At 65.3% G+C, this 26,996-nt stretch carries 22 protein-coding genes; 9 read left to right on the plus strand and 13 right to left on the minus strand.

The features are described from left to right. Nucleotides 1-29 precede the first annotated feature (29 nt). The 3 genes from SK095_RS03120 to SK095_RS03130 all read left to right on the plus strand — a co-directional run bounded on the left by SK095_RS03120 (nucleotide 30) and on the right by SK095_RS03130 (nucleotide 2,755). Nucleotides 30-497 (plus strand): SRPBCC domain-containing protein, encoded by a 468-nt coding sequence (locus tag SK095_RS03120; RefSeq protein WP_320547823.1) that lies wholly within the window; start codon nucleotides 30-32, stop codon nucleotides 495-497. A gap of 40 nt (nucleotides 498-537) precedes the next feature. Next, entirely contained in the window at nucleotides 538-1,329 is a 792-nt protein-coding gene (locus SK095_RS03125) for an SDR family oxidoreductase (RefSeq protein ID WP_320547824.1), read from the plus strand. A gap of 262 nt (nucleotides 1,330-1,591) precedes the next feature. Beyond that, nucleotides 1,592-2,755: a helix-turn-helix transcriptional regulator gene (locus tag SK095_RS03130; RefSeq protein WP_320547825.1), complete on the plus strand. Its 1,164-nt coding sequence runs from the start codon at nucleotides 1,592-1,594 to the stop codon at nucleotides 2,753-2,755. A gap of 194 nt (nucleotides 2,756-2,949) precedes the next feature. On the opposite strand, the gene SK095_RS03135 is transcribed toward SK095_RS03130, so the two are convergent. The 4 genes from SK095_RS03135 to SK095_RS03150 all read right to left on the minus strand — a co-directional run bounded on the left by SK095_RS03135 (nucleotide 2,950) and on the right by SK095_RS03150 (nucleotide 6,791). After that, complete coding sequence (locus SK095_RS03135) at nucleotides 2,950-3,708, minus strand: glucose 1-dehydrogenase (RefSeq protein ID WP_201486897.1); 759 nt, start codon at nucleotides 3,706-3,708, stop codon at nucleotides 2,950-2,952. Between the two features lie 247 nt (nucleotides 3,709-3,955). Then, nucleotides 3,956-4,735, minus strand: a complete 780-nt coding sequence (locus SK095_RS03140; RefSeq protein WP_320547826.1) for an EAL domain-containing protein — start codon at nucleotides 4,733-4,735, stop codon at nucleotides 3,956-3,958. Between the two features lie 328 nt (nucleotides 4,736-5,063). Beyond that, nucleotides 5,064-5,783 (minus strand): EthD domain-containing protein, encoded by a 720-nt coding sequence (locus tag SK095_RS03145; RefSeq protein ID WP_136488540.1) that lies wholly within the window; start codon nucleotides 5,781-5,783, stop codon nucleotides 5,064-5,066. 129 nt (nucleotides 5,784-5,912) lie between these two features. Further along, on the minus strand, nucleotides 5,913-6,791 hold the full coding sequence (locus tag SK095_RS03150; RefSeq protein ID WP_136488541.1) for an SDR family NAD(P)-dependent oxidoreductase: 879 nt from the start codon (nucleotides 6,789-6,791) through the stop codon (nucleotides 5,913-5,915). A 356-nt stretch (nucleotides 6,792-7,147) separates the two neighbouring features. On the opposite strand from SK095_RS03150, the gene SK095_RS03155 reads away from it, so the two are divergent. The 3 genes from SK095_RS03155 to SK095_RS03165 all read left to right on the plus strand — a co-directional run bounded on the left by SK095_RS03155 (nucleotide 7,148) and on the right by SK095_RS03165 (nucleotide 12,002). Continuing rightward, nucleotides 7,148-8,389 (plus strand): NADH:flavin oxidoreductase, encoded by a 1,242-nt coding sequence (locus SK095_RS03155; protein ID WP_320547827.1) that lies wholly within the window; start codon nucleotides 7,148-7,150, stop codon nucleotides 8,387-8,389. A gap of 166 nt (nucleotides 8,390-8,555) precedes the next feature. Continuing rightward, nucleotides 8,556-10,298, plus strand: coding sequence for an FAD-binding protein (locus SK095_RS03160; RefSeq protein WP_320547828.1), 1,743 nt, complete (start codon nucleotides 8,556-8,558; stop codon nucleotides 10,296-10,298). A gap of 234 nt (nucleotides 10,299-10,532) precedes the next feature. Next, nucleotides 10,533-12,002: an NAD(P)/FAD-dependent oxidoreductase gene (locus SK095_RS03165; protein WP_320547829.1), complete on the plus strand. Its 1,470-nt coding sequence runs from the start codon at nucleotides 10,533-10,535 to the stop codon at nucleotides 12,000-12,002. A gap of 290 nt (nucleotides 12,003-12,292) precedes the next feature. Here the strand turns inward: SK095_RS03165 and SK095_RS03170 are convergent, their stop codons facing one another. Beyond that, nucleotides 12,293-13,615, minus strand: coding sequence for a hypothetical protein (locus SK095_RS03170; RefSeq protein WP_320547830.1), 1,323 nt, complete (start codon nucleotides 13,613-13,615; stop codon nucleotides 12,293-12,295). Further along, nucleotides 13,590-14,606, minus strand: coding sequence for an IS30 family transposase (locus SK095_RS03175; protein ID WP_320547731.1), 1,017 nt, complete (start codon nucleotides 14,604-14,606; stop codon nucleotides 13,590-13,592). The genes SK095_RS03170 and SK095_RS03175 overlap by 26 nt, the downstream gene beginning before the upstream one ends. Nucleotides 14,607-15,484: 878 nt before the next feature. On the opposite strand from SK095_RS03175, the gene SK095_RS03180 reads away from it, so the two are divergent. Together SK095_RS03180 and SK095_RS03185 are read left to right on the plus strand one after the other, a co-directional pair. Continuing rightward, nucleotides 15,485-15,964, plus strand: a complete 480-nt coding sequence (locus tag SK095_RS03180; RefSeq protein ID WP_320547831.1) for a VOC family protein — start codon at nucleotides 15,485-15,487, stop codon at nucleotides 15,962-15,964. Between the two features lie 141 nt (nucleotides 15,965-16,105). Continuing rightward, entirely contained in the window at nucleotides 16,106-16,423 is a 318-nt protein-coding gene (locus SK095_RS03185; protein ID WP_320547832.1) for a hypothetical protein, read from the plus strand. An 86-nt stretch (nucleotides 16,424-16,509) separates the two neighbouring features. Here the strand turns inward: SK095_RS03185 and SK095_RS03190 are convergent, their stop codons facing one another. Then, nucleotides 16,510-17,094, minus strand: a complete 585-nt coding sequence (locus SK095_RS03190) for an NAD(P)H-dependent oxidoreductase (RefSeq protein WP_320547833.1) — start codon at nucleotides 17,092-17,094, stop codon at nucleotides 16,510-16,512. Between the two features lie 228 nt (nucleotides 17,095-17,322). Here SK095_RS03190 and SK095_RS03195 point away from each other — a divergent pair, with 228 nt between their 5' ends. After that, nucleotides 17,323-17,742, plus strand: coding sequence for a MerR family transcriptional regulator (locus tag SK095_RS03195; protein WP_136488549.1), 420 nt, complete (start codon nucleotides 17,323-17,325; stop codon nucleotides 17,740-17,742). A gap of 67 nt (nucleotides 17,743-17,809) precedes the next feature. Here the strand turns inward: SK095_RS03195 and SK095_RS03200 are convergent, their stop codons facing one another. The 6 genes from SK095_RS03200 to SK095_RS03225 form a co-directional block, all read right to left on the minus strand. After that, complete coding sequence (locus tag SK095_RS03200) at nucleotides 17,810-20,419, minus strand: efflux RND transporter permease subunit (RefSeq protein ID WP_320547834.1); 2,610 nt, start codon at nucleotides 20,417-20,419, stop codon at nucleotides 17,810-17,812. Between the two features lie 18 nt (nucleotides 20,420-20,437). Then, nucleotides 20,438-21,271, minus strand: coding sequence for an outer membrane lipoprotein-sorting protein (locus SK095_RS03205; protein WP_201486885.1), 834 nt, complete (start codon nucleotides 21,269-21,271; stop codon nucleotides 20,438-20,440). Nucleotides 21,272-21,340: 69 nt separating this feature from the next. Beyond that, the gene (locus SK095_RS03210) at nucleotides 21,341-22,615 is read right to left on the minus strand and encodes a DUF1302 family protein (protein WP_414153870.1); all 1,275 of its coding nucleotides are present in this window, start codon (nucleotides 22,613-22,615) and stop codon (nucleotides 21,341-21,343) included. 1 nt (nucleotide 22,616) lies between these two features. After that, nucleotides 22,617-23,381 carry an SDR family NAD(P)-dependent oxidoreductase gene (locus tag SK095_RS03215; RefSeq protein ID WP_320547835.1) on the minus strand — a complete coding sequence of 255 codons (765 nt, stop codon included), beginning with the start codon at nucleotides 23,379-23,381 and terminating at the stop codon, nucleotides 22,617-22,619. Then, nucleotides 23,378-24,115, minus strand: coding sequence for a 3-oxoacyl-ACP reductase family protein (locus SK095_RS03220; protein ID WP_320547836.1), 738 nt, complete (start codon nucleotides 24,113-24,115; stop codon nucleotides 23,378-23,380). The genes SK095_RS03215 and SK095_RS03220 overlap by 4 nt, the downstream gene beginning before the upstream one ends. A 9-nt stretch (nucleotides 24,116-24,124) precedes the next feature. Next, nucleotides 24,125-26,995 carry an aminotransferase class III-fold pyridoxal phosphate-dependent enzyme gene (locus SK095_RS03225; RefSeq protein WP_320547837.1) on the minus strand — a complete coding sequence of 957 codons (2,871 nt, stop codon included), beginning with the start codon at nucleotides 26,993-26,995 and terminating at the stop codon, nucleotides 24,125-24,127. Nucleotide 26,996 lies beyond the last annotated feature (1 nt).

Consider the following 26,996-nt stretch of genomic DNA (forward strand, 5'->3'; position numbering starts at 1 on the left):
ATCAACTGAGTGCCCAACAGGAGCGAGTCATGGCCAAGGCCGAAAACATCGTTACCTCGATCACCGTGGAAATCGACGCCCCCGCCCGCGTGGTCTGGGAAGTGCTCAACGATCTGGACAACTACCACGAGTGGAACAGCTTCTGCCCGAGCATTCAGTGCGGCCTGCAGATCGGCGATCCGGTGCTGATGCAGGTACGTGCCCCCGGTAGCGACGAGACCTTCCCGGTCCACGAATACCTGGTGGCTTGCGACCCCGAGCAGCTGTTGTCCTGGGAGCAGCGCCCCGTCCCGGAAAACATGGACGCCGCCCGCCGCGACCAGTACATCACTGCCATCGACGCCAATCGCTGCAGCTATTTCACCACCGATATTTTCCTGGGTCTGAACCAGGACACCATCATGCGCGAGCACGGTGCCTGGGTGAAAAAAGGCTTCGACCAGATGGCTCTGGATCTGAAACGGCGCGCCGAAGCACTGCACGCCCGCCGTACCTGAGCGGCCCATTCCGCACCACAACAATAAGAAGGTAATTGCCATGTTGCTCAAAGATAAAGTTGTCATCATTTCCGGTATCGGTCCTGGCCTGGGCATCAAGCTGGCCGTACGCGCCGCCGAATACCAGGCCAAGGCCGTGGTGCTGGCCGCCCGCACCCCGGCCAAGCTGGATCAGGCCGAACAGGCCATCCGCGACGCGGGCTACGACACCCCGGTCCTCAAGGTCCCCACCGACATTGCCGATGTCGAACAGTGCCAGAAGCTCGCCGACCTGACGGTCGAGCACTTCGGCCGGATCGACGCGCTGATCAACTCCGCCTACTCCCACGGCGCCTGGGGCAGCTCCTCCGCGTCGTCCATGGCCGACTGGCGCCAGGCGATGGACATCAACCTGTTCGGCACCATGCAGATGACCCAGGCCGTGCTGCCGCAGATGAAGCAGCAACGCTCGGGCAGCATCGTCATGATCAACACCATGGCCACCCGCATCCCCAACCAGCTGGAATCCGGCTACGCCGTCTCCAAGGGCGCGTTGAAGACCGCCGTGCAGTACCTGGCCCAGGATCTCGGCCCGTTCGGCATCCGGGTCAACTCCACCTTCATGGGCTGGATGTGGGGCGCGCCAGTGATCGGCTATTTCGAGAGCGAAGCCAAGCGCCTGGGCGTCACCATGCAGTCGCTGGTCGACCAGATCGCCCAGCAGATTCCGCTGCGCAAGATTCCCGAAGACGGCGACTGCGCCATGGCCGCCCTGTACCTGGCCAGCGACTACGCCAAGGTCATCACCGGCGCGCAACTGGACGTCAACGGCGGTCACTTTCTGCCGTGCTGACTAGCCGGGGCGACAGGGAGGTCGCCTCTCAGCCGATCAACTGATCGACGCCTCCTGCTGGCGCGCGTCACCTTGTAGGGGCGAATTCATTCGCCACGGGCCGCAACGCGGCCCCCGATGTTGCCCAGGGCAGGCCTCCGGCCTGCTTGGCGAATGAATTCGCCCCCACAACCCGCCCTAGGCCGAACGGACGATTTGCCGGCCCCGCGGCGCGCAAATACTGACCCCATCCAGCCCGACAACCACAACTAGAGAGGCGCGGATGCACAACTTCGAACACGCCCATGAACTGGCGGGCATCAGCGCTCGCGAACTCAGCGACCTGCTGGCCCTGACCTACCGCGGCCCGCTGGAACCCACGCCCTGGTCCGGCCTGCTGGAGGCGCTGCGCCTGCGCTTTCGCGCCAGCTTCATGACCCTGGTGCTGCGCAACCCCGCCCACGACCGCCCCGGGCTGATCGTCAACGCCTCGATCCACGGCCCGCACCTGCCGGGCGAGCCGTCCTACAGCGAGCACTACTATGCGATCTGCCCCTTCCTCGACTGGCCGGCCGGCCAGGTGGCCAGCGCCGACCAGGTGCTGGGCCAGGAGGCCTGGCTGACCGACGACTTCTACCGGAGCTACCTGCAGCCGCTGGACCTGCGTTATGTGCTGGTGGCCAACCTGCGCACCGATGCCGGCATGCACTGCGCGCTGTTCGCCTGCCGCGGCCATGCGGCGGCGGACTTCGACGCCGCGGAACGGGCGCTGATCGAGCTGCTCCGGCCGCACCTGCAGCAGGCGGTGGACCTGCATTCGACGGTCGACGAACTGGACTCGGAGCGCCTGCTCTACGCCGCCACCATCGACCGCCTGCTGGTCGGCACGGCGATCCTCGACGAAACCGGCAAGGTGATGCGCAGCAACCAGGCAGCCCAGCGCCTGTTCGCCGCGCACGATGGCCTCGAGTGTCGCCAGGACCGGCTGCGCGCCTATTCCGTCCAGGACAACCGCGATCTGCAGAAGGCCGTGCAGACGGTGCTCCTGCAGCGCCAGCAGGGCCGGGACGAGTCGGTGGAGGTGCTCACCCTGTCCCGCCCGACCGGCGAGGTGCCGCTGAACCTGCTGCTGCGCCCCATCGCCCTCAACTACGAAGGCCAGGGCAAGGCCCGGCGGCCGGCCGTGGCGGTGTTCATCCGCGACCCGAACGACTCGCCGCAGGCCTCGCGGCACCTGCTGCGCAGCCTGTTCCAGCTGACCCGCACGGAAACCGAGGTGGCCATGCTGATGATGGATGGCCTGACCCTGGACGAAAGCGCCGAGCGCCTGTGCCTCTCGCGCAACACCGTGCGCGCCCACCTGCGCGGGGTCTTCGCCAAGACCGGCGCCACCCGCCAGGCCCAACTGGTCAAGACCCTGCTCAACAGCGTCGCCGCGCTGGCCTGATAGCCCATCCTGCGCCCCTCCTCCCCCATGCCATCCCGCGGACGATGGCGTGGGCGGCTGCGCCGGTGTTACTGCGGAGCGAAGAAGCAAAAAAAAACCGGCCTGAGCCGGGTAAAAGGTGACAGTGGGATAGACCTGTCAGCACGCACTGGTTTGCTGTCGGGGGGAGCACAGCCTCCCCCCTGTGCCCCGAATCAGGCGGAGCCACCGATCAGCTGGGCGTTGTCGACACGGATCTCCGCGCCGTTGATGAAGCGCGACTCGTCCGAGGCGAGGAACAGCACCACGTTGGCGATGTCCGCCGGGGCGCACATGCGGTTCTTCGGATCCTTCTCCAGCTCTTCCTGGGCAACCGGCTGACCGCCGTGCAGGGCGCTGGTCATCGGCGTGTTGACGCCGTCCGGATGCACGCTGTTGCAGCGGATGCGGTAGCCCTGCTGCTTGCAGTGCATGGCGATCGAGCGGGTCATCGCCGCCACCGCGCCCTTGGACGCCGAATAGGCACAGAACGCCGGCATGCCGCCGAGCGCCGCCATCGACGACATGTTGACGATCGAGCCGCCGCCGGTTTCCTTCATCGCCAGCACCGCGTACTTGCAGCCGAGGAAGTAGCCGGCGTTGTTGATGCCTTGCACCTTCTGGAACAGCTCCAGCGAGGTGTCCTCGATGGTGCCGACGGCGAGGATGCCGGCGTTGTTGACCAGCACGTCGAGGCGGCCGAAGGTTTCCAGGGTAGTGTCGATCACCCGCTGCCAGTCGGCTTCGCTGGCGATGTCGTGGCGCACGAACAGGGCGTCGCCGCCGATCTCGGCGGCCGCACGCTGGCCGGCTTCCTCGTTGAGGTCGGTGAGCACCACCCTGGCCCCTTCGCGGGCCAGCAGCTTGGCATCCTCCAGACCGATGCCACTGGCGGCGCCAGTCACGATGCATACCTTGCCTTCGACTCGTTTCATTGTTGTTCTCCCGTTGCTGGATCAGCGCGGATCGAGCCCGCAATCGACTGGATTCGATTGTTGCAACGGGTGGGAGGGGCTACATCGTCTGGGGAGACTAATCCCATTTGGCGCTCCCGCGAAGGCGGGAGCCCAGGTGCCACGGGCCTTCCGGATTGTCGCCTGTACGGGAATGACAACTTCTCCAGGACTTCCTCGGGAACACTGAAATTCGCTGCTGATCAGCGCTCCACGTGCTGCCGAACGATCAGCAATAACGCATGTCGGGTTCCGGCAGCGCCTCCAGCGCCGGGCGCGCCAGCAGGTAGCCCTGGAACAGCGAAACGCCCATGCTCCGCAAGGTGTCGAGCTCTTCGGGCCGCTCGATCCCTTCGGCGATGATCTGGCAACCGAGTGCGTTGCAGGTGCCGATCACGCCAGCGACGATCGCCCGTCGCACGGCATCGCGGTCGATATCGCGCGTCAGCGCCATATCCAGCTTGACGATATGGGGCTGGAAGTCCGCCAGAAGGTTCAGGCCGGAATAGCCTGCGCCAAAGTCGTCGATGGCGGTCAGGAAGCCACGCTGCCGATAGTCCTTGATGATCTTCAGGGCATGCTCGGGGTTACGGATCTTTTCCGACTCCGTGATCTCGAAGATCAGGCGATCCGGCGAAAAGCCGACCTTGCGCGCAGCAGCCAGCGTCAGGCGAATGCAACTGGCGGGCTCATAAACCGCGTTGGGCAGGAAGTTGATCGACAGATAGGTCTGCATGCCGAGGCGCTGAGCGGTTTCGATCGCCAGCACACGGCAGGTCTGATCGAACGAATACATCTCGTCGGGCTTCACCGCGCCCAGTACCTGCGCCGCAGAGGCACCATCGGCGCCGCGAACGAGCGCCTCGTAGGCAAACACACTCCGCTGCTCGACATCGACGATCGGCTGGAAAGCCATCTTCAATTCGAGATTAAGTGGCTTGGCATCCCTGCAGCGGATGCATCCGATGAGTTCATCGTCAGCGTCCTCGAAAAAGTTTGATAAATACATCTGATCTCCTTGCGAGGCTGGTTTCCTTGAGATATCCAAGGAACCCTCGAGCGATTGATGGGCCGACGATTGATGAGACCATCTGCACGGCGCTCACCACGCCAGCGTTGCAGCGAACTCTACAACGCGTGCTGACGCAAAGCACGTAGCCGCCCCCAACTTGGCTCTAGACCCGAGCTTGTGACCGTTGCGAGCGCCAGCAGCGAAGTTGAGCCAAACATATCGGCTTTGCATGCCATGCTCTTGAGCACGCTGCGCATCCCAAAAAACAAACCCGGAGCCCGCCAGTGGCGGACTCCGGGTTGCGTTTGCCCCGCTAGAGTGTGGCTCAGGCGCCGCCCGGCCTGGCGATCAGGTACTGGCTGGTCGGCAGCACGTCGATCTTGTCGTAGTCGATGAAGCGCTTGCAGCTCTCCATCATCGCCGCCAGGTTGCGGCGGAACTTCTCCTCGTCGCCCGGGGCGTCGAAGAAGCTCTGCGGGTCGCTCATTGCCGCCGGCGGGAAGCACTCCTCGACGATGGCGTCGATGGCCGGCGCGCCGCGGGTCAGCGCGCGCACCACCACGTTCTGCACGTACTGGAAGTTGTCCTGGGTGTCGATGGCCACCTGGGTATGGCTGTTGTGCCAGATGTCCAGCCAGCCCTCGTGGGTGAGGCGCGGCGGGCGGGTGAGGAAGGCCAGCTGGGCGAAGCCGTGGGTGCGCTCGCCCGGGACGGCCGGGAAGCGGGTGTTGCGGATCGGCACCGACTCGGTGACCAGGTAGGCGGCCAGGCGCTCCACCGCACCGGCGATCACCGCGTCGAACGGGCGGCGGAACTGGGCGATGGCGCTGTCCAGCCACAGCGACACGCTGCCGTCCATCAGCGGCTGCAGGTTGGCCTGGCGCAGGCCGGCGGCGGGCTCGACGGCGGCGTCGGCGACGTTCACCTGCAGGCCGCGGGCGCCGAGCGCCAGCAGCTGTTCGGCGACCTCGCCGCGCAGGCGGCTGGCGAATTCTTCGGGATTGACTTGGCGATCACGCCAGACGACATAGACGACTTTTTCCATGGAAGCGCTGCCTTTCGAGGGATGGAATGCGTCCGCACCGGCGGTGCGGGCGCTTGGTATCCATTGCAGGGGCGAATTCATTCGCCCGGATACCCGGCAAAGGCGAATGAATTCGCCCCTACAGGATCCTTAGATCACCCGCGCCGGATGCGGCACGCGCGGCGCGCCCAGTTGCTCGCGGTAGGACGGCGGCAGGCGGCCGCCCTCCTCGCTGATGCCGTAACCCGGCGCCAGCTCGGCGGTCACCAGGGTCTGGCCGCTGAGGCTGGCCAGCGCCGGGTCGTCGAGCAGGGCGTGGATCACCCGGCCGTTGAATTCGGGGGTTTCCGCCTGGGCGAGGAACGCCTCGTACTGGTCGGCGCGTTCCTCGCTGGCGATGGCGGTGCGTTCGGTGCGCTGCGGACCGAGCCACAGAGACAGCGCGGCGACGCCGGTGCCCTCCAGATCGACCGCCATGTCGGCGGCCAGCTTGTCGCAGCCGGCCTTCTGCGCGCCGTAGGCGGGGCCGTGCATGTAGCAGCCGGCGCCGTAGGAGGAGACGAAGGCGATCAGCCCGCGGCCGCCGGCCAACAGCAACGGCGCGGCGTAGTAGCTGGCGACGTAGGCCGAGCGCAGGCCGACGTCGAGGATGCCGACCAGCTCCAGCGGCTTCTCCCAGAACGGGCCGGGATCGATGAGGTTCTCGTGGAGGAAGGTGGCGTTGTTGACCAGCAGGTCGAGACGCCCCTGCTCGCGGGCGACCTGCTCGAACAGCGTCCTGACCTGCGCATCGTCGGCGTGGTCGCAGGCCACCGGAATGCCCAGCCCGCCGGCGCGGGTCACCGCCTCGGCGGTTTCCTGGATCGAGCCCGGCAGCACCTGGCCGCGCAGTTGCGAGCCGCTGGTCGTGGTCGAGCGGCCGGTGACGTAGACGACCATGCCGGCGGCGCCCAGGGCCAGGGCGATGCCCTTGCCGACACCACGGCTGGCGCCGGTGACCACGGCGACCTGGCGATTCTCGCAACTCATGTCTGATCCTCTCGGTGGTTGTGCGCGATGCGACCGTCCCTGGGCAATCCGGTCCTGTAGGGGCGAATTCATTCGCCCGGACACCCAGCCAAGGCGAATGAATTCGCCCCCGGGGGTCGTCCGGATCGTCGCCATCGCGCCGTCCGCCCGCATCGTCCGATGGGACTAACCGCCCAGCGGCCGATGCGGAGCACACCTGCCGGCAGTTAGTCTGTTCGGACGAGGTAGCCCCCTGCCCCGCTATCTATGGTAGGAACATCGCATCGGGCTCCCGTGGGCCCGCCACCGGCAGCAACGGGAGCGCCTCGTGCCCGGCGCCCTGCTTGCCACCTGAAGTCGAATCGCTGGGACTCAGCATGCATAACAACAAGATCCTGCCCGCCTCGCCGTCGCCGTTCAGCCCGCTGAAGATCGGCCCGCTGACGCTGAAGAACCGCTTCATCAAGTCCGCCACCAACGAGGGCATGGCCCGCGGCGGCACGCCCTCGAAGCAGCTGGTGCGCTTCCATGAGGCGATGGCCGCTGGCGGCACCGCGCTGACCACCGTGGCCTACTGCGCGGTGAGCCGCGACGGGCGCACCTTCCCCGACCAGATCACCCTCGACCGCGACGCCGTGCCCCACCTGCGCGTGCTCACCGATGCGGTGCACCGCCATGGCGGCGCGGCCTCGGCGCAGATCACCCATGGCGGCTGCTTCACCTTCCTCGAGGAGCTGTCCACGCCCCGGCCGCTGTCGGCCAGCGGCGGCTTCAACAAGGTCGGCATCATGAGCGGGCGCTTCCTCAAGCAGGCGATGAGCGAGGCCGACATGCAGCGCATCGCCGGCGAGTTCGCCCAGGCCGCCCTGCTCGCCCGCGAGGCCGGCTTCGACGCCGTGGAAATCCACATGGGCCACGGCTACCTGCTCAGCCAGTTCATCTCGCCGCTGTACAACAAGCGCCGCGACGCTTGGGGCGGCAGCCTCGACAAGCGCCTGCAGTTCCCCAGCCTGGTGCTGCGCCGCGTGCTGGATGCGGTGGGCCGCGAGCTGGCGGTGATCTGCAAGTACAGCGTCACCGAAGGAGCGAAAGGCGGCCACACCGCCGAGGACGGCGCCGCGGTGGCGCGCATCCTCGAGCGCGAAGGCGCCCACCTGCTGGTGCTCAGCGCGGGGATGAACGTCGAGTCCACCACCACCCTGTTCGGCTCGTCCTTCCCCAAGGAAAACCGCGTCTCCGTCAGCAACCCCATCGTCCGCGCGGCGATGACCATCCAGAGCTTCACCGAACCCAAGGTGGAGTTCCGCGAGCTGTACCTGCTCGAGCATGCGCGCAAGGTACGCGCCGCGGTGTCGATGCCGCTGGCCTACCTGGGCGGGGTGAAGACCGCCGCCAACGTCATTCAGGCGCTCGGCGAAGGCTTCGAGGCAGTGGCCCTGGGTCGCGGGCTAATCTTCGACCCCGAGTTCGTCAACAAGCTGGCCGCGGGCGGCGCCGGCGCCACCGGCTGCACCTCGTGCAACCGCTGCGTGGCCATGATGTACACCCCGGGCGGTACCAGCTGCGTGCTGGGCCCCCCCGGCGATGCGCAGCTCAACGCCCAGCCGGCGCGCTCCTGACCAACCTTCGGCCCCCAGGCCAATCCCCTGTCCCCTGTAGGGGCGAATTCATTCGCCAAGCAGGCCACCGGCCTGCCCTTGGCAACCTCCGGGGCCGCGTTGCGGCCCATGGCGAATGAATTCGCCCCCACAGATCGAACAACAACAATCCAAGGAGATGCCCGACGTGACCCAGCGCGATGAACCCGGTAGCCCCCACTGGCATTCCCCCGTCCGCCAGCCGGAGCGGGTGGCCGACGCCGCCGACGTACAGTGGGACGATGCCGCCGACTTCCTGGTGGTCGGCTACGGCGGCGCCGGCATCGCCGCGGCGCTGGAGGCCGCCGAACAGGGCCTGGAAGTGCTGGCGCTGGATGCCTACGACGGCGGCGGCTCGACGGCGATGAACGGCGGCGTGGTCTACGCCGGCGGCGGCACCGCCATCCAGCGCGAGGCGGGCGTCGAGGATTCGGTGGACGACATGTTCCGCTACCTCAAGCTGGAGACCCAGGGCGTGGTCAGGGACAGCACCCTGCGCCGCTTCTGCGAGCAGAGCGCGCAGATGATCGACTGGCTGAGCGGCCACGGCGTGCGCTTCGACAGCACCCTGTACGCGGCCAAGACCTCCTATCCGCCGCAGGGCTACCACCTGTACCACTCCGACAACACCCTGCTGCCACGCTCGGTGGCGGTCGCCCGGCCGGCGGCGCGCGGGCACAAGGTCTACTCGCCGCCCACCTCCGCCCCGGTCGGCTTCGGCGTGCGCATCACCGATCCGCTGCGCGAGCGGGCCAGCCGGCTGGGCGTGCGCTTCATGGCGAACAGCGAGGTGCGCCAGCTGATAGTCGACCAGGACGACAACGTGGTCGGGGTCAAGGTCGTGCAGATCCCGCCGGGCGCGGCGGCGGCGCAGTTCGCCCGGCTGATGCAGCAGGCGGCGCGCTTCCAGCTGATGCTGCCGGCCAGCTTCCCCGGCTCCGGCATCACCAGCGGCATCGCCCTGCGCTACTGGCGCAAGGCCGAGGCGCTGAAGAGCGCGCATGCCGTCGAGCGGCGCATCCGCGCCCGCCATGGCGTGTGCCTGAGCAGCGGCGGCTTCATCCAGAACCGGCCGATGGCCAACCACTACGCCCCCGGCTACGCCGACAGCATGCCGCTGGGCTCGCTGGGCGACAACGGCAGCGGCATCCGCCTCGGCCAGAGCGTCGGTGGCGCCGCCGACCGGCTCGGCCGGATCAGCAGCTGGCGCTTCCTCAATCCGCCCAAGGCCTTCGCCGAGGCCATGCTGGTCAACGGCCGCGGCCAGCGCTACTGCGACGAGATGCTCTACGGCGCCGCCATCGGCCAGGTGATGGGCGACGAGCAGGACGGCACCGGCCTGCTGATCCTCGACCGCGCCCTGTACCGCAAGGCGTGGCACCAGGTGCGCAAGGACGACATGCTGCCGTTCCAGCGCCAGCCGGCGATCCTCGCCCTGCTGTTCGCCTCGCGCAAGGCGCGCACCCTCGACGAGCTGGCACGCAAGTGCGACCTCGATCCGCGGGTGCTGGAGGAAACCGTGCGCGACTACAACCAGGCGGCGGCCGGCTGGCAGGCCGACCACTTCGGCAAGGACCAGAAGGACATCCACGCCATCGCGGAGGGCCCCTTCTACGCCATCGACGTGTCGATCCGCAGCAGCCTGTTCCCGCTGTCGTCGATGACCGTCGGCGGCCTGCGCGTCGACGAGGACAGCGGCCAGGTGCTGCGCGCCGACGACACGCCGATCGGCGGGCTGTACGCCGCCGGCCGCACCGCCATCGGCCTGCCCTCGCACCTGTACATCTCCGGACTGTCCGCCGCCGACTGCATCTTCTCCGGCCGCCGCGCCGCCGCCCACGTCGCCCGGCAGCGGGCACGCCAGAAGGACGAGGTCCCGGCAACCGCATAGCGCTTCTGTAGGGGCGAATTCATTCGCCAACCACCCTCCGCGCGAGGCGAATGAATTCGCCCCTACAGGCCATCGCGCACCGGCGCTTGCGTGCGGGCATCCCCCTGCCATCAGGGATAAACAGCAGCAAAATACCGCCGATACTGTCCGATCGGACTAGCAAGTACACAGTATGTAGAGCCGCCGGCAACCCCCTAGATTGGTCCCACCGAACAACAAGAACAGGGTGTGACCATGAACGACACAGCAGCAAGACCCGACCTGCGCGTGGTGGTGATCGGCGCCGGCATGGCCGGCATTCTCAGCGGCATCAAGCTGCGCGAGGCCGGCTTCGCCAACGTGACCATCTACGAGAAGGCCTCACGCATCGGCGGTACCTGGCGCGAGAACACCTACCCCGGCCTGACCTGCGACGTCCCCTCCCACGCCTACACCTACTCCTTCGAGCCCAACCCCGACTGGAGCCGCTTCCTGCCGCCGGGCGCGGAAATCCAGGAGTATTTCGAGCGCACGGTGCAGAAGTACCGGGTCGACGAGCTGATCCGCTTCAACGAGGAAATCGTCCGCTGCGAATTCGTCGCCGGCCGCTGGCAGCTGGAGATGAAGAGCGGCCTCACCGACAGCGCGGACATCGTCATCGCCGCCACCGGCGTGCTCCACCACCCCAGCACCCCGAAGCTGCGCGGCCTGGACAGCTTCCAGGGCGACCTGCTGCACAGCGCGCGCTGGAACCACGACATCCCGCTGGACGGCCGACGCATCGGCATCATCGGCAACGGCTCCACCGGCGTGCAGATCGTCTCCGCGCTGGCCTCCCGCGCCGGCAAGCTCAAGCACTTCCAGCGCACCGCGCAGTGGATCTTCCCGGTCGAGAACCCGTACTACAGCGAGGAGCAGAAGGCCGCCTTCCGCGCCGACCGCGCGCTGCTCAAGCGCATGCAGAACGAGGAAACCTACCTGGCCAACGTCGAGCGCTTCACCAACGCGGTGCTCGACGCCAACTCGCCGGAAATCCTCGAGATCGAGGCCATCGCCCGCGACAATCTGGAGAGGAGCGTCAGCGACCCGGTCCTGCGCGAGAAGCTGCGCCCCACCTACCGCGCCGCCTGCAAGCGGCTGATCTACTCGCCCGACTACTACCAGGCGATCCAGCATCCGAACGCCGAGCTGGTCACCGACGGCATCGAGTACATCGAGGCCGGCGGCGTGCGCACCCGCGACGGCCAGTTGCACGAGCTGGACGTGCTGGTGCTGGCCACCGGCTACAAGCCCGACCAGTTCATGCGCCCGATGCAGATCACCGGCCGCGACGGCCACACCCTGGAGCAGGCCTGGGCCAAGGGGCCGACCGCCTACCTGGCGATCTCGATTCCCGAGTTCCCCAACCTCTTCATGCTCAACGGCCCCACCGGGCCGGTCGGCAACTTCTCGCTGATCGACATCGCCGAACTGCAGTGGGGCTACATCGCCCAGCTGATCGAACTGGTGCGCAGCGGCCAGTGCCGGGAGGTGAGCGCCGCGCAGCCCGCGCTGGACGCCTACGACGTGGCCCGCAAGGACGCCGCGCGCAAGACCGTGTTCGGCTCCGGCTGCAACAGCTGGTACCTGGACGCCGACGGCATCCCCAACACCTGGCCGTGGTCGCAGCAGCGGTTCAAGGATGAGATGGCGGGGCCGAAGCTGGAGGCTTTTGTGCTGCGCTGAAGCGGGAGATGAACGGGCGTCCCGCCGACTAGACGGGACGCCCGTTTCGGTTTGGCCAACTCCCAAGGGGCACTTCAGCTCCCTGCCCGTCCGCTTATCGCAGCGGGCAGGCAGCCCCCCTCCCGTCTCCTCGAAACGCCAGTCCCGGCAATCATGGCCAGTGCGTCAGAGGCTGGCGCGGTCTTGCTCCTCGCCTGACAGCCAATTTGCTTGGGCTTGGCCACGGATCGCATTCGGGTTGACCAATGCCACAGGCGCGACTGGCAGCAAGCGGCCAGAAACAGTCATTGCTACTCGTCCGAGTCATCAGTCTCGCCGAACAGGAATTTCCCTGTGTACCAAATCGATCGCCCAACGTTGTGGATGAGTTGCTCTCCTTGCCGCAATGGCGAGTCTTCTTCATCGACGCCCGCGAGCTTGATCGCGTCTGTGACCTTTGAGCCAGTAGGGTGTGCATCTCCCACTCGCATATCATAAGCACCGGCAATCTCAGCAAATACTAGCCTGGCTTTGTCGTCTCCAATTTTCTCAGCCAAAATACTTTGGAGTAATTTGTTTGAGCCGAGCTTGGCTTTCTCTTGGTGTGTAGAAAGCTTGCGTAGCTCGGTTATGTTGAGCCTGTCCGAGAATACGCGAATGATGTCCTTGGCTAACCTGAGCAGGGACGCCCTGTCTTTGCTTGCAAATCTGGATATTTGCAGCCCTGCTTCGGAGTCATCAATATCATGGGTGAACAGAGATATTTTGTATTTATGCCTGAAGCCGTCTTCCAAAAGCCTCATGCTTCCAAAAAACATTTCTTCAACCGCATATGTGGATGCCGGTTTCGCCCTCACCTGCGCCTCCAGCAGTTCACTTGAAACCTTTCCTTCGGGAGCTACATTATGCCCCGCCCAAACATGCTGCTCCCATGGGGCAAGTCGTGCGATGTCATAAGCATATACGGTGATAAGATCAGAGCTATTTATCCCGAAATGAGTTTTATATCCTGATGTGGAGTTAATGGCTCCAGTTTCAGCCGTGTACCACGCCAACTTAAATCCTCGGCTATTCAGAAGCTCATTTACAACGCTGGCCCGAAACCATAGCCAGCGGCCTATGTCCTCGTTATCAAGCTCTGCTGATCTCATTCGCGTTCCATCGGTTTCCACGATGAATTGCGGGAGGTTCGGATCTGCATCTCCACGAACGCGTAGGCTTTTTGATTGGTGGTCTATCCATTCCTCACGCCAAAACTCCCCCTCTACCCGTACACCTGTATAGCCTCCACGATGCCCCTTTGAACTTTCATGGCCAGTGTTCGAGTCATTCTCAGGGCCCATCACAGGGGCGTCTTCATCCTCATCTACGTCCGTTCGCCAGGCTCGAAACATTGCCCAACTTCCCCCAAATACGTCATCAAGCTTGCGAACGATTAGGGTGAATTTTCCGCTATCTCTTTCCTCATTGTGAGGTTGCAAATTTGAGTATGCGCTGTCCTCGAATACGGGGACGTTTTCTACCCTCTGTCGGTAGTATGCAAGGCGGAGCGACAGATTTCTGGCCGCTAGATAATCAAGGCGGTTGCAGGAACTGAGTGCAACACGGTTATTGGAGTGAAGCAGGTGCCTCATGATGCTTGGCCATCAGCTCGGTTATGACCTCGATGGGGCACTTGAAGCCGAAGCGCTTGCGCGGTCGGATGTTCAGTTCGTAGGCAATCGCATCCAGTTGCTCCTGGCTGTATTCCGACAGATCCGTCCCCTTGGGCAGGTACTGCCGGATCAATCCGTTGATGTTCTCGTTGCTACCACGCTGCCAGGGACTGTGCGGGTCGCAGAAGTAGATCGCCACGCCGGTCTTCTGGGTGATCTCCGCATGGCGTGCCATCTCCCGTCCCTGGTCGTAGGTCATGCTCTTGCGCGCCGCCAGCGGCATGCGATTCAGCGCCGCGCTGAACCCCTCCACAGCCGAGGTCGCCGTCGCATCGCTCATCTTTACCAGCATCAGGTAGCCGCTGGTGCGCTCCACCAAGGTGCCTACCGCCGAGGCGTTGGCCTTACCCTTGATCAGATCGCCTTCCCAGTGGCCGGGCATCACGCGATCCTCGATCTCCGGTGGGCGCACGTGGATGCTGACCATGTCGGGGATCTGACCACGTCGATCTACCCCGCCAGAGCGCGGACGGCGGGTGGTTTTGCCTTGCCGCAGGCAGATGATCAGCTCCTTGCGCAGCTCGCCGACCGGCAAGGCGTAGATCGCGTTGTAGATCGTTTCGCGGCAGACGTAGGCGTCTTCGAAGTTCGGGAGTTCCATGGCGCGGAGCTTGCCGGCAATCTGCTCGGGAGAAAAGCGTTTTCGCAGCAGGTGGACGACCAGCTCGAACAGCTCGTTGCCGGGCACCAGCTTTTGCCGAGGCCGGCAGGACATGCGGCGTTCACGCATCGCTCGCTGGGCATGCTGGGTGGCGTACTCGCCCTGGGCGCTGCGGTTACGGCGGATCTCGCGACAGATCGTCGAGGGGCTGCGGTTGAGCATTCGGGCAATGGCCCGCTGGCTCATGCCGCGCAGCAGACCGACCTGGATGTTGGAGCGCTCTTCAATGCTGAGTTCGTGGTAAGACATGGCAACACCGTACCGGAAAGGTCAGGTGTTGCACTCAGTTTTTGCCGCCGCCCAAGTAAAAATTCTCTTTTTATTTCTATCTGACGATATTCGCCATCTTCACTCACTGTCTCGCGAGCTACCACAACGAAATTTTCTTCAGGTCTGACCCAGTTGTTCCCCTCTTTGATCAAGTGCAGCGCGACTATCAGATCAGGGCTCAGTATCCATTTTCTGCCGCCGACAACAGGTTGCGGGTGTTCATAAACTAGATTGACGCCTATTGGCTCTTTATCGTTGTATTGATATTGGTCAATGGACGCATAATATCAATCTTCGTATGCATAAGGTGCGACTGTGTGCCCAATGCCTATGTCGCTCCATCCAAGACGTTTTTCAACCAGCTGGCGATGCTCTGGCGGAAATGCAACGGAGCCACAGCCGAAATATTCACTGACATGGCCTACCTCTTTTATATCCCCTTTCTTGAGCTCAACTGACGCTCTCAAAGGAACCCACGCCGCGTTAGAAAATACCCTGCGGGTTTCCCTAGTCTAGAGAATCCACTCTTCACTCATGGTCGAATTTCCGTTATTCATGACAGCATGTTGGGATTAATCAGTGGCCTTCGCTTGGGGCCCTCGACAGGATGGTTTGCGCGAGCTGGCAGATCAACAGGGCCATCTCTGGATGTCGCAAATATCAATGATGAATCGCCCCTAATTTCGTAGTCACTCGATGACTGCTTTTGGCCGACAGCTGCCGGTCACGACACCGAAGATCAGCTCATGATCCGCGACGATACCCTGGCAGGGCAAGCAAGCGACCTTCCCTATCGCCGCTCCAAGCTGGTTGCGCAGCTAGACTCCATCTCTCAGCCCCAACCGCGGAGAGCCAGGATGACCAGCAAGAACACCATATGCCTCTGGTACGACAACGACGCGCTGGACGCTGCGACCTTCTACGCCGCGACCTTCCCGGACAGTGCTGTGGGGACTGTCCTGCGCGCTCCGGGCGACTATCCGGCGGGCAAGCAGGGCGATGTGCTGACCGTCGAGTTCACGGTGATGGGCGTCCCCTGTCTCGGGCTCAACGGCGGGCCGGCGTTCAGGCACAGCGAGGCTTTTTCGTTCCAGGTGGCGACCGACGATCAGGCCGAGACGGACCGCTTGTGGAACGCGATTGTCGGCAACGGTGGCCAGGAAAGCGAATGCGGCTGGTGCAAGGACAAGTGGGGGCTGTCGTGGCAGATCACGCCCCGCGTTTTGACGGCCGCGGTTACCAGCCCTGATCGAGCAGCGGCCAAGCGCGCCTTCGACGCGATGATGACCATGCGCAAGATCGATATCGCGGCGATCGAGGCGGCGCTGAAGGGGTAACCCGAGCGTGGCTGTGCAGTCCCAGGCAGTCATTGTGCATTCCTGAGCCCTCATCAGGAGAGTGCGCTCATCCAGGCCCGATGCCACGACGGCCACACCCTGGAGCAGGCCTGGGCCTAGGGGCCGACCGCCTACCTGGCGGTGTCCATCCCCAACCTCTTCATGCTCAACGGCCCCACCGGGCCGGTCGGCAACTTCTCGCTGATCGACATCGCCGAGCTGCAGTGGGGCTACATCGCCCAACTGATCGAGCTGGTGCGCAGCGGCCAGTGCCAGGAAGTCAGCGCCGCGCAGAGCGCGCTGGACGCCTACGACGTGGCGCGCAAGACGGTGTTCGGCTCCGGCTGCAACAGCTGGTATCTGGATGCCGAGGGCATCCCCAACACCTGGCCGTGGTCGCAGCAGCGCTTCAAGGATGAGATGGCGGCGCCGAAGCTGGAGGCCTTCGTCCTGCGCTGAATGCCGAGGGGCGTCCGGCCGGCAAGGCCGGACACCCTTGGCCATATCCCCGAGCCGCACCCGCTGGAGCGCCCCAGGGAGTGAAATCAGAGCCCGCCACGCAGCCCCAGCTCGCGGACCTCGAGGACCCAGCGGGCCTTCTGCCGCGGCGTGGCGTGAATGATGGGACCGAAACTGGCCACCTTGACCGGCTTGAGTCCGCTGAACTCGAGGATCGTGCGCTTCATCTGCTGGTGACCGGGCATGCGGAACACCCAGCGGTAGTACCAGGGTGGGGTATCCATGGTGACCAGCAACTGGGCGGAGCGCCCGACCAGCAGCCGGTCCCAGAACTTCGAGTTGTCCCGATAGCGGAAAGCGAAGCCGGGCAGAAAGATGCGATCGATGAAGCCCTTGAGCAGCGCCGGCATGGCCCCCCACCAGGTCGGATAGACGAACACCAGATGTTCGGCCCAGAGGATGTCCTGCTGCGCCTTGCTCAGATCGGGCTCCAGCTCCTGTACCTTCCGATAGCCCTCGTGAAGTATCGGGTCGAAGTCCAGTTCGCTCAGGCGCAGCTGGCGCACCTGGCAACCGGCCTGGGTCGCCCCGGCCAGGTAGGAATCGGCCAGATGCCCGCAGAAACTGTCGGAAGAGGGGTGGCCGAGGATCAGCAGAATTTTCTTGCTCACGGAGTACGGCTCGTTACTTGGCGGTGGAAAGACCCCAAGGCTAAAGTCTCCCCCGGACGGTAGAGTCAAGCCCCGCCAGGGGCGCCGGCCCCTTCCCCATGATTTCCCGGCTGTGATCTGCTCGACGGAACTGCCATCGCCCCGCGACAGCTCGCCTGCGATTCCCGGAAGATGCCCGCCTGCACGGGCAACCGCCCAGCGTTCGCAACACAAATGGAAGTTGTCAGGATGTACATAGGAAAAGCAGCCAAGCTATCGGGAACAACCGTCAAGAGCATTCGCCACTACGAGAAGATAGGCCTGCTTCCCCAAGCGCCGCGCGAGGGGAAATATCGGGTCTACGATCAGGAAAACGTCGATGTCCTGCGTTTCATCAAGTGCGCCCAACAGCTGGGATTCAAGCTCAAGGAGCTGCAGGGCATTCTCGCCGACTACGGCGGCCGCGACTTTCCCTGGGAGCGGGCACAGCAGGAGATCGCCCGGAAGAAACAGGAACTGACGACCCAGATAGACATGCTCCAGCAGTTGCACGCCGGGTTGCAGGCTTTCGAGAAGGATCTGCAGGATGCCCGGGAGGAATGCCACCTCCTGCGTGCCTCGCGCCCGGCGGAAAAAAAACCGGCGCACCCACAGAGCTTGGGAACCTGATGAGGCGAATCGTCGGACAGCGGAGGCCTGCCCACCCCGAGCCCCGGGGGAGCAAGCCTCCCTGCCGCTAGGCGGGCACCACGCCACCCGGCTCATGCGCCATGGAGGCCGACGCCGCGCGTGCGGCGATCGGTGCGAAGAACCATGGGGCAGTCAGCGTGATGACCAGAATGGTCATCACGCCACTGACGAGCAGCGCCAGCGCCACCAGGGCGCCCAGATCGACCACCGGCTTGAAGTCGGAAAACAGCAGAGCCAGGAAGCCGACCGAGAAAATCACCACGTTGACCACGGTCGAACGCCCGACACTGTGCATGGAGCGCAGGATGGCGCTATCGATATCGACGCCCTGCTGCACGAACAGCCGGATGCGCGACAGCAGGTGCACCGCATAATCCACGACCCCGACCACCAGGTAGGTGACCAGTGCGGTGCCGATGTTCAGTTCGATGTCCAGCAGGAACATGGCGCCGTACAGGCTCGCCGAGGTCGCCAGCAGGGTGAACAGGCCGAGCAGCCCCAGGCGCAGCGAGCGCAGCGAGAACATCATCATCAGGGTCACCACCAGCGCCGCCAGGGTGAAGCTGAGCACCTGGCCCCGGGTGATCTCGTCCAGCACCCCGGTCCAGATCATCGGCGTGCCGGCATGGGTGATCTCCAGATGGGCCGGCTTGTTCACCGCCAGCCAGGCGTCCAGACGCGCCAGCAGGCTGCGGTAGTCGCTGGCCACCGAGGAGGTCATGGTGTACAGAGTGACCGCCTTGGAATAGTCCGCGTTGAGAACATTGGTCAGGTCCGAGCCGCCGCCATTCTCGAACAGCATCACGTGCTGGTCGATCAGCGCATTGCCATCGACCTCGAAGGTCTCGCGGCGCCCCTCCTCGTCCACCACGCTGACCGTCTCGCGCGCCTCGGGCACCCGCAGATAGGCGGGGTCCATGTCGTTGAGCACCAGGTTCATTCGCTTGATGTAGGTCGCCAGCGAATAGCCGTAACTCACCTCCGGCTGCTCGCGCAGGAAACGATCGAGGCGGTCGATGAACTGCACCACCTCGGTATCGAGCACGCCCCTGGGGGTCTTGCTGTCGATGGCGATCCACCCCGGCGCGGTGCCGGCGACATGGCTGCGGTTGATGAACTCGTCGGAAACGCGTACCGGGCTGCCCTCCTTGAAGTAGGCGATGCCGGAGTCCTCGATGGCGACCGAGAAGGTCAGCACCGCCATCGTGGCCAGCAGGGGCAGGACCGCGCAGAGCATGGCCCTGCGCCGCTCGATCATCCAGGCGCAGCCGGCGACCAGCAGTCGCGACAGCAACGAGTCCTGACCGTCCCGCCGCTCCAGCATGCCGTCCTTGCCCCACACGGCGATCCAGGCCGGAATCAGCAGCAGCGATATGACCAGCGCCGCCGCCAGGCCGACCGACATGAAGACGCCGAAGTTGCGGATGCTGACGATGTTGGTGGCGGTGGAGATCAGGAAGGTAGCGATGGTCGTCACCGTGGTCAGCACAACCGGCATCATCATCAGGCGCATGGTGGCCCGGTTGGCCTCGCGGTTGCTCTGTCCGGCGTACTTCTGCTCGTAGTACTCGGCCATCACGTGGATGGCATCGGAACAGCAGATGGTGAACAGGAACACCGGCAGAACGCTGGTCAGCAGGTCGACCGGCACCTCGAGCAGGGCCATCAGCCCGAGCGTCCAGATGGTGCAGAAAAGGATGTTCAGCAACGGCAGCAGCAGCCCCAGCGGCTTCCTGAAGAACAACACCAGCAGGGTGCTGATCAGCACGAACACGATCGGAAAGAGCAATGCCAGATCATGGTCGATGATCTCCTGCTGGGCGGCGATGAAGATCGGCATGCCGGCGATGAACACCTCGTCCTTGAACTCCGGGTGCTGCGCCTGATAGTCGGCGACCATGTCGCGGAAGATCCGGTAGGCCCGCAACTGGGCCTCGGCGTCGTCCTGACGGGTTCCGAGTTCGGCCACCAGCAGGGCCACGGTCTTGTCGCGCGAAACCACGCCATCGACCATCAGCTCGTTGCCCATGATCTCCGACTCGACCCGGGAGGGATCCATGTCGAACGCCCTGAGGGTCTTGTGGATCAGCAGCTCGCCGTCGTCGGTCAGCAGGATGTTCTCGAAGTCGCCCATCGAGGCCATCTCGCGGATCGGGTTGACCCGCTCGGCCAGGAAGTCGATGAAATGCTGCTCCCGTGGCTTCCAGTTCTGGCTGCGGGCGTGCTCACGCAGAGCCTTGGCCGTCTGGTAGTCGTTCTGCGCCAGGCCGTCGATCAGCATGGCGTCGACCAGCTCACGGGCCCGCGCATCCCCGGCATGCAGCTGGGCGATGCGCTGCAGCTCGAGGGCGTCCTCCTCGTTGCTGAGCACCACCCTGCGCGCCGTCTGGGACAGCGCATGCAGGGCGTTGAGGGTGTCCCGGTTGAACACCCCGTCGGGATTGTGCAGCGCCACCATCACCGAGTCGAAGGTGCCGGTGAACTCGCCCTGCAGGTCGATGATCGTCTTGCGCGCCGGATGCGACTCCTTGAGCAGGTAGGGGTTGGTGTCCGAGGTCAGCGCGCCGAGCACGTAGGTGAAGTAGGCCGTGATCGCCAGCAGCAGGACGATGATCCCCTTCGCATGGCGTTCGACGAAGTCCAGGTATCTTTCCATGATTATCCGAACCGCCGCTTACAGGGAGGAGGAGACGAACCCGGGCACGTCCCCGGACTTCAGCCCGCGGCGGATCGCCCCCTGGGTGAACAGCCGATCATCCAGTTCGACGTTGTACTGCAGCCGGTCGAAGCGCATCTCCGAGCGGGTTCCGTCGATGAAATGCTCGGTCTCGCTGAGCATGATGCTGTCGATGCCATCGACCTTGGCCACCTTGAGGGTGCGCATCTGCTTGATCAGCACGCCCTTCACGTCGAAGAAGTCCTGGCGCATCACCAGATGGTTCTGCTTGTCGATCCACACCTTGAGCTTGTTGTAGCCGGTCTTGGTGAGCACCTGCGGGGAAGCCGGCTCGCGCTCGATCACATGGCAGTCGCGCCCCTGTATCTGCTCCTCACCGAGCAGGGTCTGGCGATAGTCGTTCACCCGGATCTTGTCCAGGTCGGCATAGGAGTACTCGCTGCCCATGAACGAACCGCGCTTGTCGGTGGTGGATATCCGCCGGGTCTGGCGACTGACGGGCAGGTACATCCACTGGCTGTCCTCCTTGCCGAGCACCTCCTGCGGGTTCTCGATATGGAAGGCGACATCGCGCACGTCGTTGGGCGAGGTGAAGAACATGGAGAACCTGTCGCCTTCGGGGTAGTCCTTCTGCAGGTAGGTGAAGGTCCGCACCCGGGTATTGCCCTTCTTGTCGTGCAGGATCAGCGACACTTCCGACATGAAGCTGTGGCCGTCGTCCCGCTCGCGGGCCTGACGGACGATCTCGTCGGCGCTGGGCGGCTCGGCCTGAGCGGCCGCGCTGGCGGTGACGAGAGCGGCCAGGGTGAGTCTCTTGAGTATCGGCAACATGGGTAACTCCTCGAAATTCATGAAATGCCGCACCGCCGTGCCTCGCAGGCGGCGGGCAGCAGGGGTGGGTCAGAACAGGTATCCGGCCGAGAAGCGCAACTGGTCGCGCTGGTCGTAGCTGCCGAACGTGCCGCCCTGGCGACCGAAGAACAGGTCGGCCTCGAGACCGAGCTTCAGCCAGTCGACCGGCTTGTAGGTGAGAATCGCCTGGAGCAGCGCATCGTCCCCGGCGGGTGGACTGAAGGCGGCCACCAGCCGGCTCTTCAGACGGTCCTGGGCATGCGAGCCCTCCGCCGAGAGGGTGAACAGGTGCTCGCGGCGCTCCAGCAGCATGCCCGCGCGCCAGTCGAGAACCTGCTGTTCCTGCCACTGCGCGGAGATCATCCAGTCGCGGACCAGGTAGTCGACGCCGAGCAGTGCCTTGACCAGCGGGCTTTCGTCGCTGCCGAAGGCCCGCGTCGGGTTGGTCAGGCGCCAGTTGTCGAAGTAGGCGACCTCGCTGCGCACCACGATGCTGTGCCCGGCATCGAGCGCGAGCCCGGTACCGATCATGGTGTAGCGGGGAAACTGCCGCTCCAGGCGTATCCGCCCATCCGCCGCCAGGCCCTCGACGGCGTACACCGGGTCCTGCTGGCGGGCATTGAGCAGCACCGCGCTGACGTCCACGTCGCCGAGCCGGCCGTTGCCGCTCAGCCCGTAGGCGAAGCCGTCGGCACCGTCGTAGTCGGGCGTCGAGTCGACCAGGAAGGTATCGGCAGGCGGTTTGGCGAACAGCGGCGAATCGAATTCGCTGCCAGCCGCGGGAGGCCGGTTCTTCTCGAAGCCGGTGATCCACAGCGCCTCCAGCTCCCAGTCGCCGAGCGGCCGGATGTAACGCACCATGGGCAGCGCGATGCGACTTTCCTCGAGCAGCGCGGTCACCCCCTCGCGGTAGTCCAGCGGGTTGACCTGGTCGAGGACGCGCAGCTCGTCGGCGCGCCCCCATACCACCTGCTGCCAGCCGACGGTCAGTTCGCCTGCGCCGAGGTAATGCCCCCAGTACAGGTGGCGCCAGTCGGCATCCAGGCGGTACTCGTCGCGGGCCTGGGCCGAATAGGGATTGTTGCCGTCGTAGCGGGCGTCGTAGCGTATCCGCCCCTTGGCCTTATAGTAGCCGCTGTCCCAGCTGTCCTCGAGGCTGGCCTTGAAGTAGACCTCCTTCTGCGTGACCCGGTCGTCGCCATGCAGGCGCAACGCGCTGGCCAGGCCCACTTCGGCCTCCCGGTAGAGCGAATCCGCAGTGACCTGGCACGACAATGCGGCCAGCACGGCCAGCAGACCGCGGCAGTGATTGGCTCTCGACACGCTACATCCCCAATCCGGCGCCGCCATCGACCACCAGGCTCTGGGCGGTGACACCCGCCGCCTCGGGGCTGGCCAGATAACGCACCAGCGCTGCCACCTCCTCGCTCTGGATGAAGCGGCGCAAGGGCAGCTTGCGCCTGGCATTGCGCTGGATCTGCTCGGGAGTCAGGCCGGCCATGCCGGCCTGCACCGCCAGCTCGTGGCGCAGCATCGGCGTGTCGACCCAGGCCGGCAGGATCGCGTTCACCGTGATCTGCTGCGCGGCCAGGTCGAGCGCCAGCGCCTTGGTCATCCCGACGATGCCGTGCTTCGAGGCGCAATAGGCTGTGTTGCGCACCTTGCCGGCGCGGCCGAGGATCGAGGCCATGTTGACGATCCGCCCATGCCGGGGGATCAGCGGCAGGCACAGCGCGGTCACGTAGAAGGTGCCGCTGAGGTTCACTGCGATCACCCTGTGCCAGGTGTCCAGGTCCTCGGGCTCGTTCTCGTCGCAGATGCCGGCGCTGTTCACCAGCACGTCGATCTGCCCGTGGCGACGGGCCAGGTCCTCGAACAGCCGCTGCAGACCGGGCAGATCGGCGATGTCGGCGAAGTGGGACTCGATGCTCTCCCGCGCCGGATGGCCGGCCGTCCAGCCCTCCAGCTCGCCCAGGTCGCGGTCGAGCAGGATCAGGCGATGGCCGCCCGCCCCTGCGAAGGACTCCGCGACGGCCCTGCCGATGCCTTTCGCCGCGCCGGTGACGAGAATCGTACGAGTCTTGCTCATGGCATTTTCAGCCCGCCGTTGACCGGCAGGACCTCCCCAGTCATGTAGAGTGCGCGTTCGGCCACGAACAGCACCGCCTCGGCGATTTCCTCGGGCTCGGCGTAGCGCTTGATCAGCAGGCGCTCGCGGATTGCTTCCGCCATGCTGCCGATCAGCGCCTCGCTCATCTCGGTGCGCACGATGCCGGGAGCGATGGCGTTGACGCGGATGTTGCGCGGCGCCAGCTCGACGGCCAGGGCGCGGGTCAGCGCCTCGACGCCGCCCTTGGCGGCGGCATAGTTGCTCTGTCCCTTGCCCGGACGCTGGGCGGCCACCGAACTGAGGTTGACGATGCTGCCGCTGCGCCGGCGCAGCATTCCCGGCAGCGCCTGCTGGCAGCACAGCAGCGTGCCGATCAGGTTGGTCTGGATGACACTGACGATGTCCTCTTCGGGCAACACCGCCAGCAGGCCGTCGCGGGTGATGCCGGCGTTGTTCACCAGCAGGTCGATGCGCTGGTATTCCTCCTCCACTCGCGCGAAGAAGGCAGCGATGCTGTCGCTCTCGCCGATGTCGCAGCGCAAGGCCAGGCACGGTCGCCCCATCGCCTCGATCTCTTCGCGCAGGGCCATCGCCGCTGCCTCGTCGCGCACGTAGCTGAAGGCAATCCGGTAGCCGGCTCCTGCCAGCACCCGGACGATCGCCCTGCCGATGCCCCGGCTGCCGCCGGTGACCACCGCAGTCTTGTTGTGCATGTCGTTTCCTTACAGGGAGTTGTCCGTCTTGATCCGGGCCAGCCCGAAGCCGTGGGTCGCGGCGATGGCGCGGATCTGCTGTACCTGCTCGCGGCTGATATCGCCGTAGGAGTAATGCCGGCTCATGCCCGCCAGCCCCATCAGCACCGACTCGGCCATGCAGGCGTAGAGCTGTCCCTCGCCGAGATAGGCGCGCACGTTTTCCGCCAGGCCGTCGCCGAACGGGGTCTGCACGATGCCGCCGTGCATGTAGAGCAGGTCGGGACGCTGCGCCGCCACCGCCTGGTCGACGTTGAGCGGCACGGCGATATCGCAGACCACGCCGTTCTCGGCGAAATGCCCGGCCTGCAGGAAAGCCTGCGGCGCATTGGCTGCGCAGAGCACGATGCGCGCCTGGCGCAGGCTGTCGAGATCGTTGCCGACGACGATGAACGCCTCGTCCCCGAGGCGCTCGGCCACGAAACGGAACAGCCGGCGGCCGAGATCCGGAGCATCGCCATACAGCTGCAGCAACGCCTCGACCCCCTCCAGCTGCAGCAGGCGCCTGGCCAGCCGGTCGTGCTCGCTCGTGCCGGCACGAATCGAGCGTGCGGCATCCATGTAGATCAGCTCGGCAGTCTTCTCCAGGCGGCGCAGCGAGCCCTCGCGGCCGCTGCCGATCAGCAGCAGACGATCGACCTGCATCGACAGCAGCGAGGCGTAGGTCGAGGCGATGTTGCCGGCCGCGCCGACCACTGCGGCGGTCTCCCTGGCCAGGTCGATGCCCTGGCGGGCGCAGCCCTGCTCGATGGCCTCCAGCCCCATGCCGATGGTCAGGGCGTTGCCGGAGGTCAGCGCGACATCCGGGATCTGCAGGGACTGGCAGTTGTTGGTGACGATCGAGGTGTACATCCCCAGTCCGGCGATGCGGCAGCCGTCGGCGCGGGCATCGCGGATGCGTGCGGCGATCTCCTCGCGGATCGGCTGCAGGTCGCCGCTGGCCATGTATCCGGCCATTGCGCTGGAGTCCATGCACAGCGGATAGAGGGTGAACTCCACCGCCGTGCCCAGCCGCGAGCGAATGGTCACCGGGCCTATGGGCGCGGCCCTGCGCTCGGGAGCCGTGCGTTCGACGAAGGCGCGCTTCTGCTCCGCGTCGAGCACGGCGAGCGAAGGGTCGACGTCGCCGAGCATGCCGGTGTCGATCAGATGGTTGATGAAGGCCACCCTGGCTACCACCGGGGTGCCCTGCTCAGGCTTTGGGCGCGGGCTCTTCCCGCCGAAGCTCTCCTCGCGTGGCGGCACTTCGGGCAGCAGGTCGGCGCACACCGCCGCGGCCAGCGGCAGTGCATCGCGCCGGCGGAGCATCTCGCAGACCCGCTGCAGCGCCGCGAGCAGGCCGTCGATCTCGGCATGACTGATGCACGCCGGCGGCTCCAGGCGGATCACGTTGGCGTTGCTGCCCGACGGGGCCACGCGCAGGTGCTCGTGCTGCAGCAGGTAGCCGGCGATCAGATAGCCGAGCGCATCGTTGTACTGCGCCGAGGCCTGCACCAGCGAGCTGCTGTCGCTCAGGTCGTGCAGCTCGATGCCGAGCAGCAGGCCGCGGCCGCGCACGTCGGCGATCACGTCCGGGTAGTACTCCCTGAGCTCGCACAGCGAAGCCTTGAGATACTCGCCCTTGCTGCGGATGTCCTCGAGCATCGCCCCGCCGTCGGCCTGCAGGCGCTGCAGGGACTGCAGAGCCACGCGACAGGACAGGTCGTCTTCGGCGAAGGTCGAGCTGTGGATGTAGCTGAAGTCGGTTTCGTAGTGGCTGGCACGGATCAGCGTGGCGGCGATCTTAGTCAGGCCACCACCCAGCGCCTTGGACAGGCAGTAGTAGTCGCCGAGCAGGCGCAGCTGGCTGCTGGCCAGCAGCGTGCCGGTGCGGCCGAAGCCCGACTGCACCTCGTCGACGATCAGCGGACAACCCAGTTCGTTGCACAGCCGGCGCAGCGCCAGACAGGCTTCTGCGGGAATTTCGTGGATGCCGCCCTCGCCCTGGATCGGTTCGAGCAGTATCGCGGCGATGCTGCTGCACGGCTCCCGATGCAGCACCGGGCGCGCGCCGGCGAACTCCAGACTCAGCCAGTCGCGTCGGTGCCGCTGGCGCAGTTCCTCGAGCTGCAGGGGCTGCTCGGGGTCGACGAAATCGACATTCAGCCCGAAGCGGGCGAAAGGCTGGCGGTATTGCCGCCCGTAGGTGAGCTGCACACTGCTGACCAGCTTGCCGTGGAAGCTGCGCCGCATGGCGACGAACACCGGAGCGGCATGCAGCTGGGCCAGGTTGTGCTGGCGCACGGCCTCGGCCAGCTGGCGCAGGGTCACCGTGGTCAGGTGCGCCGGCAGCAGGCCGGCCGGCAGCTCGAGTTCGCCCACATCGAACTCGACGTACGCCTGCTGGCCGCCGGAAAGACCGGCCAGGACGAAGTCCCGCTGGTCGAAGGCGGCCTGCAAACGCTTCTGGCGGCTGAACTCGGCGTGCTTGATGGCGATCTCCACCGCTTCGGCGCCGCTGTTGGAGAAGGTCGACACGAAGTGCTCGGCGCAGCCCAGCTCCTGGCCGAGCGCCTCGCTCAGCCGCCGCCCCAGCTCGCCGGCGGCCCTGCGCACCGACATCTGTGCGTTGAAGGGCGCCTGCTCGCGCAGCAGAGCGCAGAGCAGTTCGACCAGTTCGGGGTCGTTATGGCCGAACAGCGCGGCACCATAGCCGCCCAGGAAGTCGGTCACGGCCACCTCGGCTCCCGCGGCGTCACGGCGGAACAGCTTGCTGCCACTGGCACGATGGAACTGGCATTCCAGACCCAGCGCCTGCATCAGTTCGACGTAGCGGGGCCTTACATAGTCGCGGTAATCCATT

This window comes from Pseudomonas sp. AN-1, assembly GCF_034057115.1.
In the GTDB taxonomy this organism is placed as follows: domain Bacteria; phylum Pseudomonadota; class Gammaproteobacteria; order Pseudomonadales; family Pseudomonadaceae; genus Geopseudomonas.

Coding starts and splice junctions, on each gene's coding strand:
- SK095_RS03140 (WP_320547826.1), bottom strand. CDS start 4,735: ATGTATTTATCAAACTTTTTCGAGGACGCTGACGATGAACTCATCGGA.
- SK095_RS03165 (WP_320547829.1), top strand. CDS start 10,533: ATGAACGACACAGCAGCAAGACCCGACCTGCGCGTGGTGGTGATCGGC.
- SK095_RS03195 (WP_136488549.1), top strand. CDS start 17,323: ATGTACATAGGAAAAGCAGCCAAGCTATCGGGAACAACCGTCAAGAGC.
- SK095_RS03125 (WP_320547824.1), top strand. CDS start 538: ATGTTGCTCAAAGATAAAGTTGTCATCATTTCCGGTATCGGTCCTGGC.
- SK095_RS03150 (WP_136488541.1), bottom strand. CDS start 6,791: ATGAGTTGCGAGAATCGCCAGGTCGCCGTGGTCACCGGCGCCAGCCGT.
- SK095_RS03145 (WP_136488540.1), bottom strand. CDS start 5,783: ATGGAAAAAGTCGTCTATGTCGTCTGGCGTGATCGCCAAGTCAATCCC.
- SK095_RS03120 (WP_320547823.1), top strand. CDS start 30: ATGGCCAAGGCCGAAAACATCGTTACCTCGATCACCGTGGAAATCGAC.
- SK095_RS03215 (WP_320547835.1), bottom strand. CDS start 23,381: ATGAGCAAGACTCGTACGATTCTCGTCACCGGCGCGGCGAAAGGCATC.
- SK095_RS03175 (WP_320547731.1), bottom strand. CDS start 14,606: ATGTCTTACCACGAACTCAGCATTGAAGAGCGCTCCAACATCCAGGTC.
- SK095_RS03170 (WP_320547830.1), bottom strand. CDS start 13,615: ATGAGGCACCTGCTTCACTCCAATAACCGTGTTGCACTCAGTTCCTGC.
- SK095_RS03180 (WP_320547831.1), top strand. CDS start 15,485: ATGACCAGCAAGAACACCATATGCCTCTGGTACGACAACGACGCGCTG.
- SK095_RS03135 (WP_201486897.1), bottom strand. CDS start 3,708: ATGAAACGAGTCGAAGGCAAGGTATGCATCGTGACTGGCGCCGCCAGT.
- SK095_RS03225 (WP_320547837.1), bottom strand. CDS start 26,995: ATGGATTACCGCGACTATGTAAGGCCCCGCTACGTCGAACTGATGCAG.
- SK095_RS03220 (WP_320547836.1), bottom strand. CDS start 24,115: ATGCACAACAAGACTGCGGTGGTCACCGGCGGCAGCCGGGGCATCGGC.
- SK095_RS03155 (WP_320547827.1), top strand. CDS start 7,148: ATGCATAACAACAAGATCCTGCCCGCCTCGCCGTCGCCGTTCAGCCCG.
- SK095_RS03200 (WP_320547834.1), bottom strand. CDS start 20,419: ATGGAAAGATACCTGGACTTCGTCGAACGCCATGCGAAGGGGATCATC.
- SK095_RS03205 (WP_201486885.1), bottom strand. CDS start 21,271: ATGTTGCCGATACTCAAGAGACTCACCCTGGCCGCTCTCGTCACCGCC.
- SK095_RS03130 (WP_320547825.1), top strand. CDS start 1,592: ATGCACAACTTCGAACACGCCCATGAACTGGCGGGCATCAGCGCTCGC.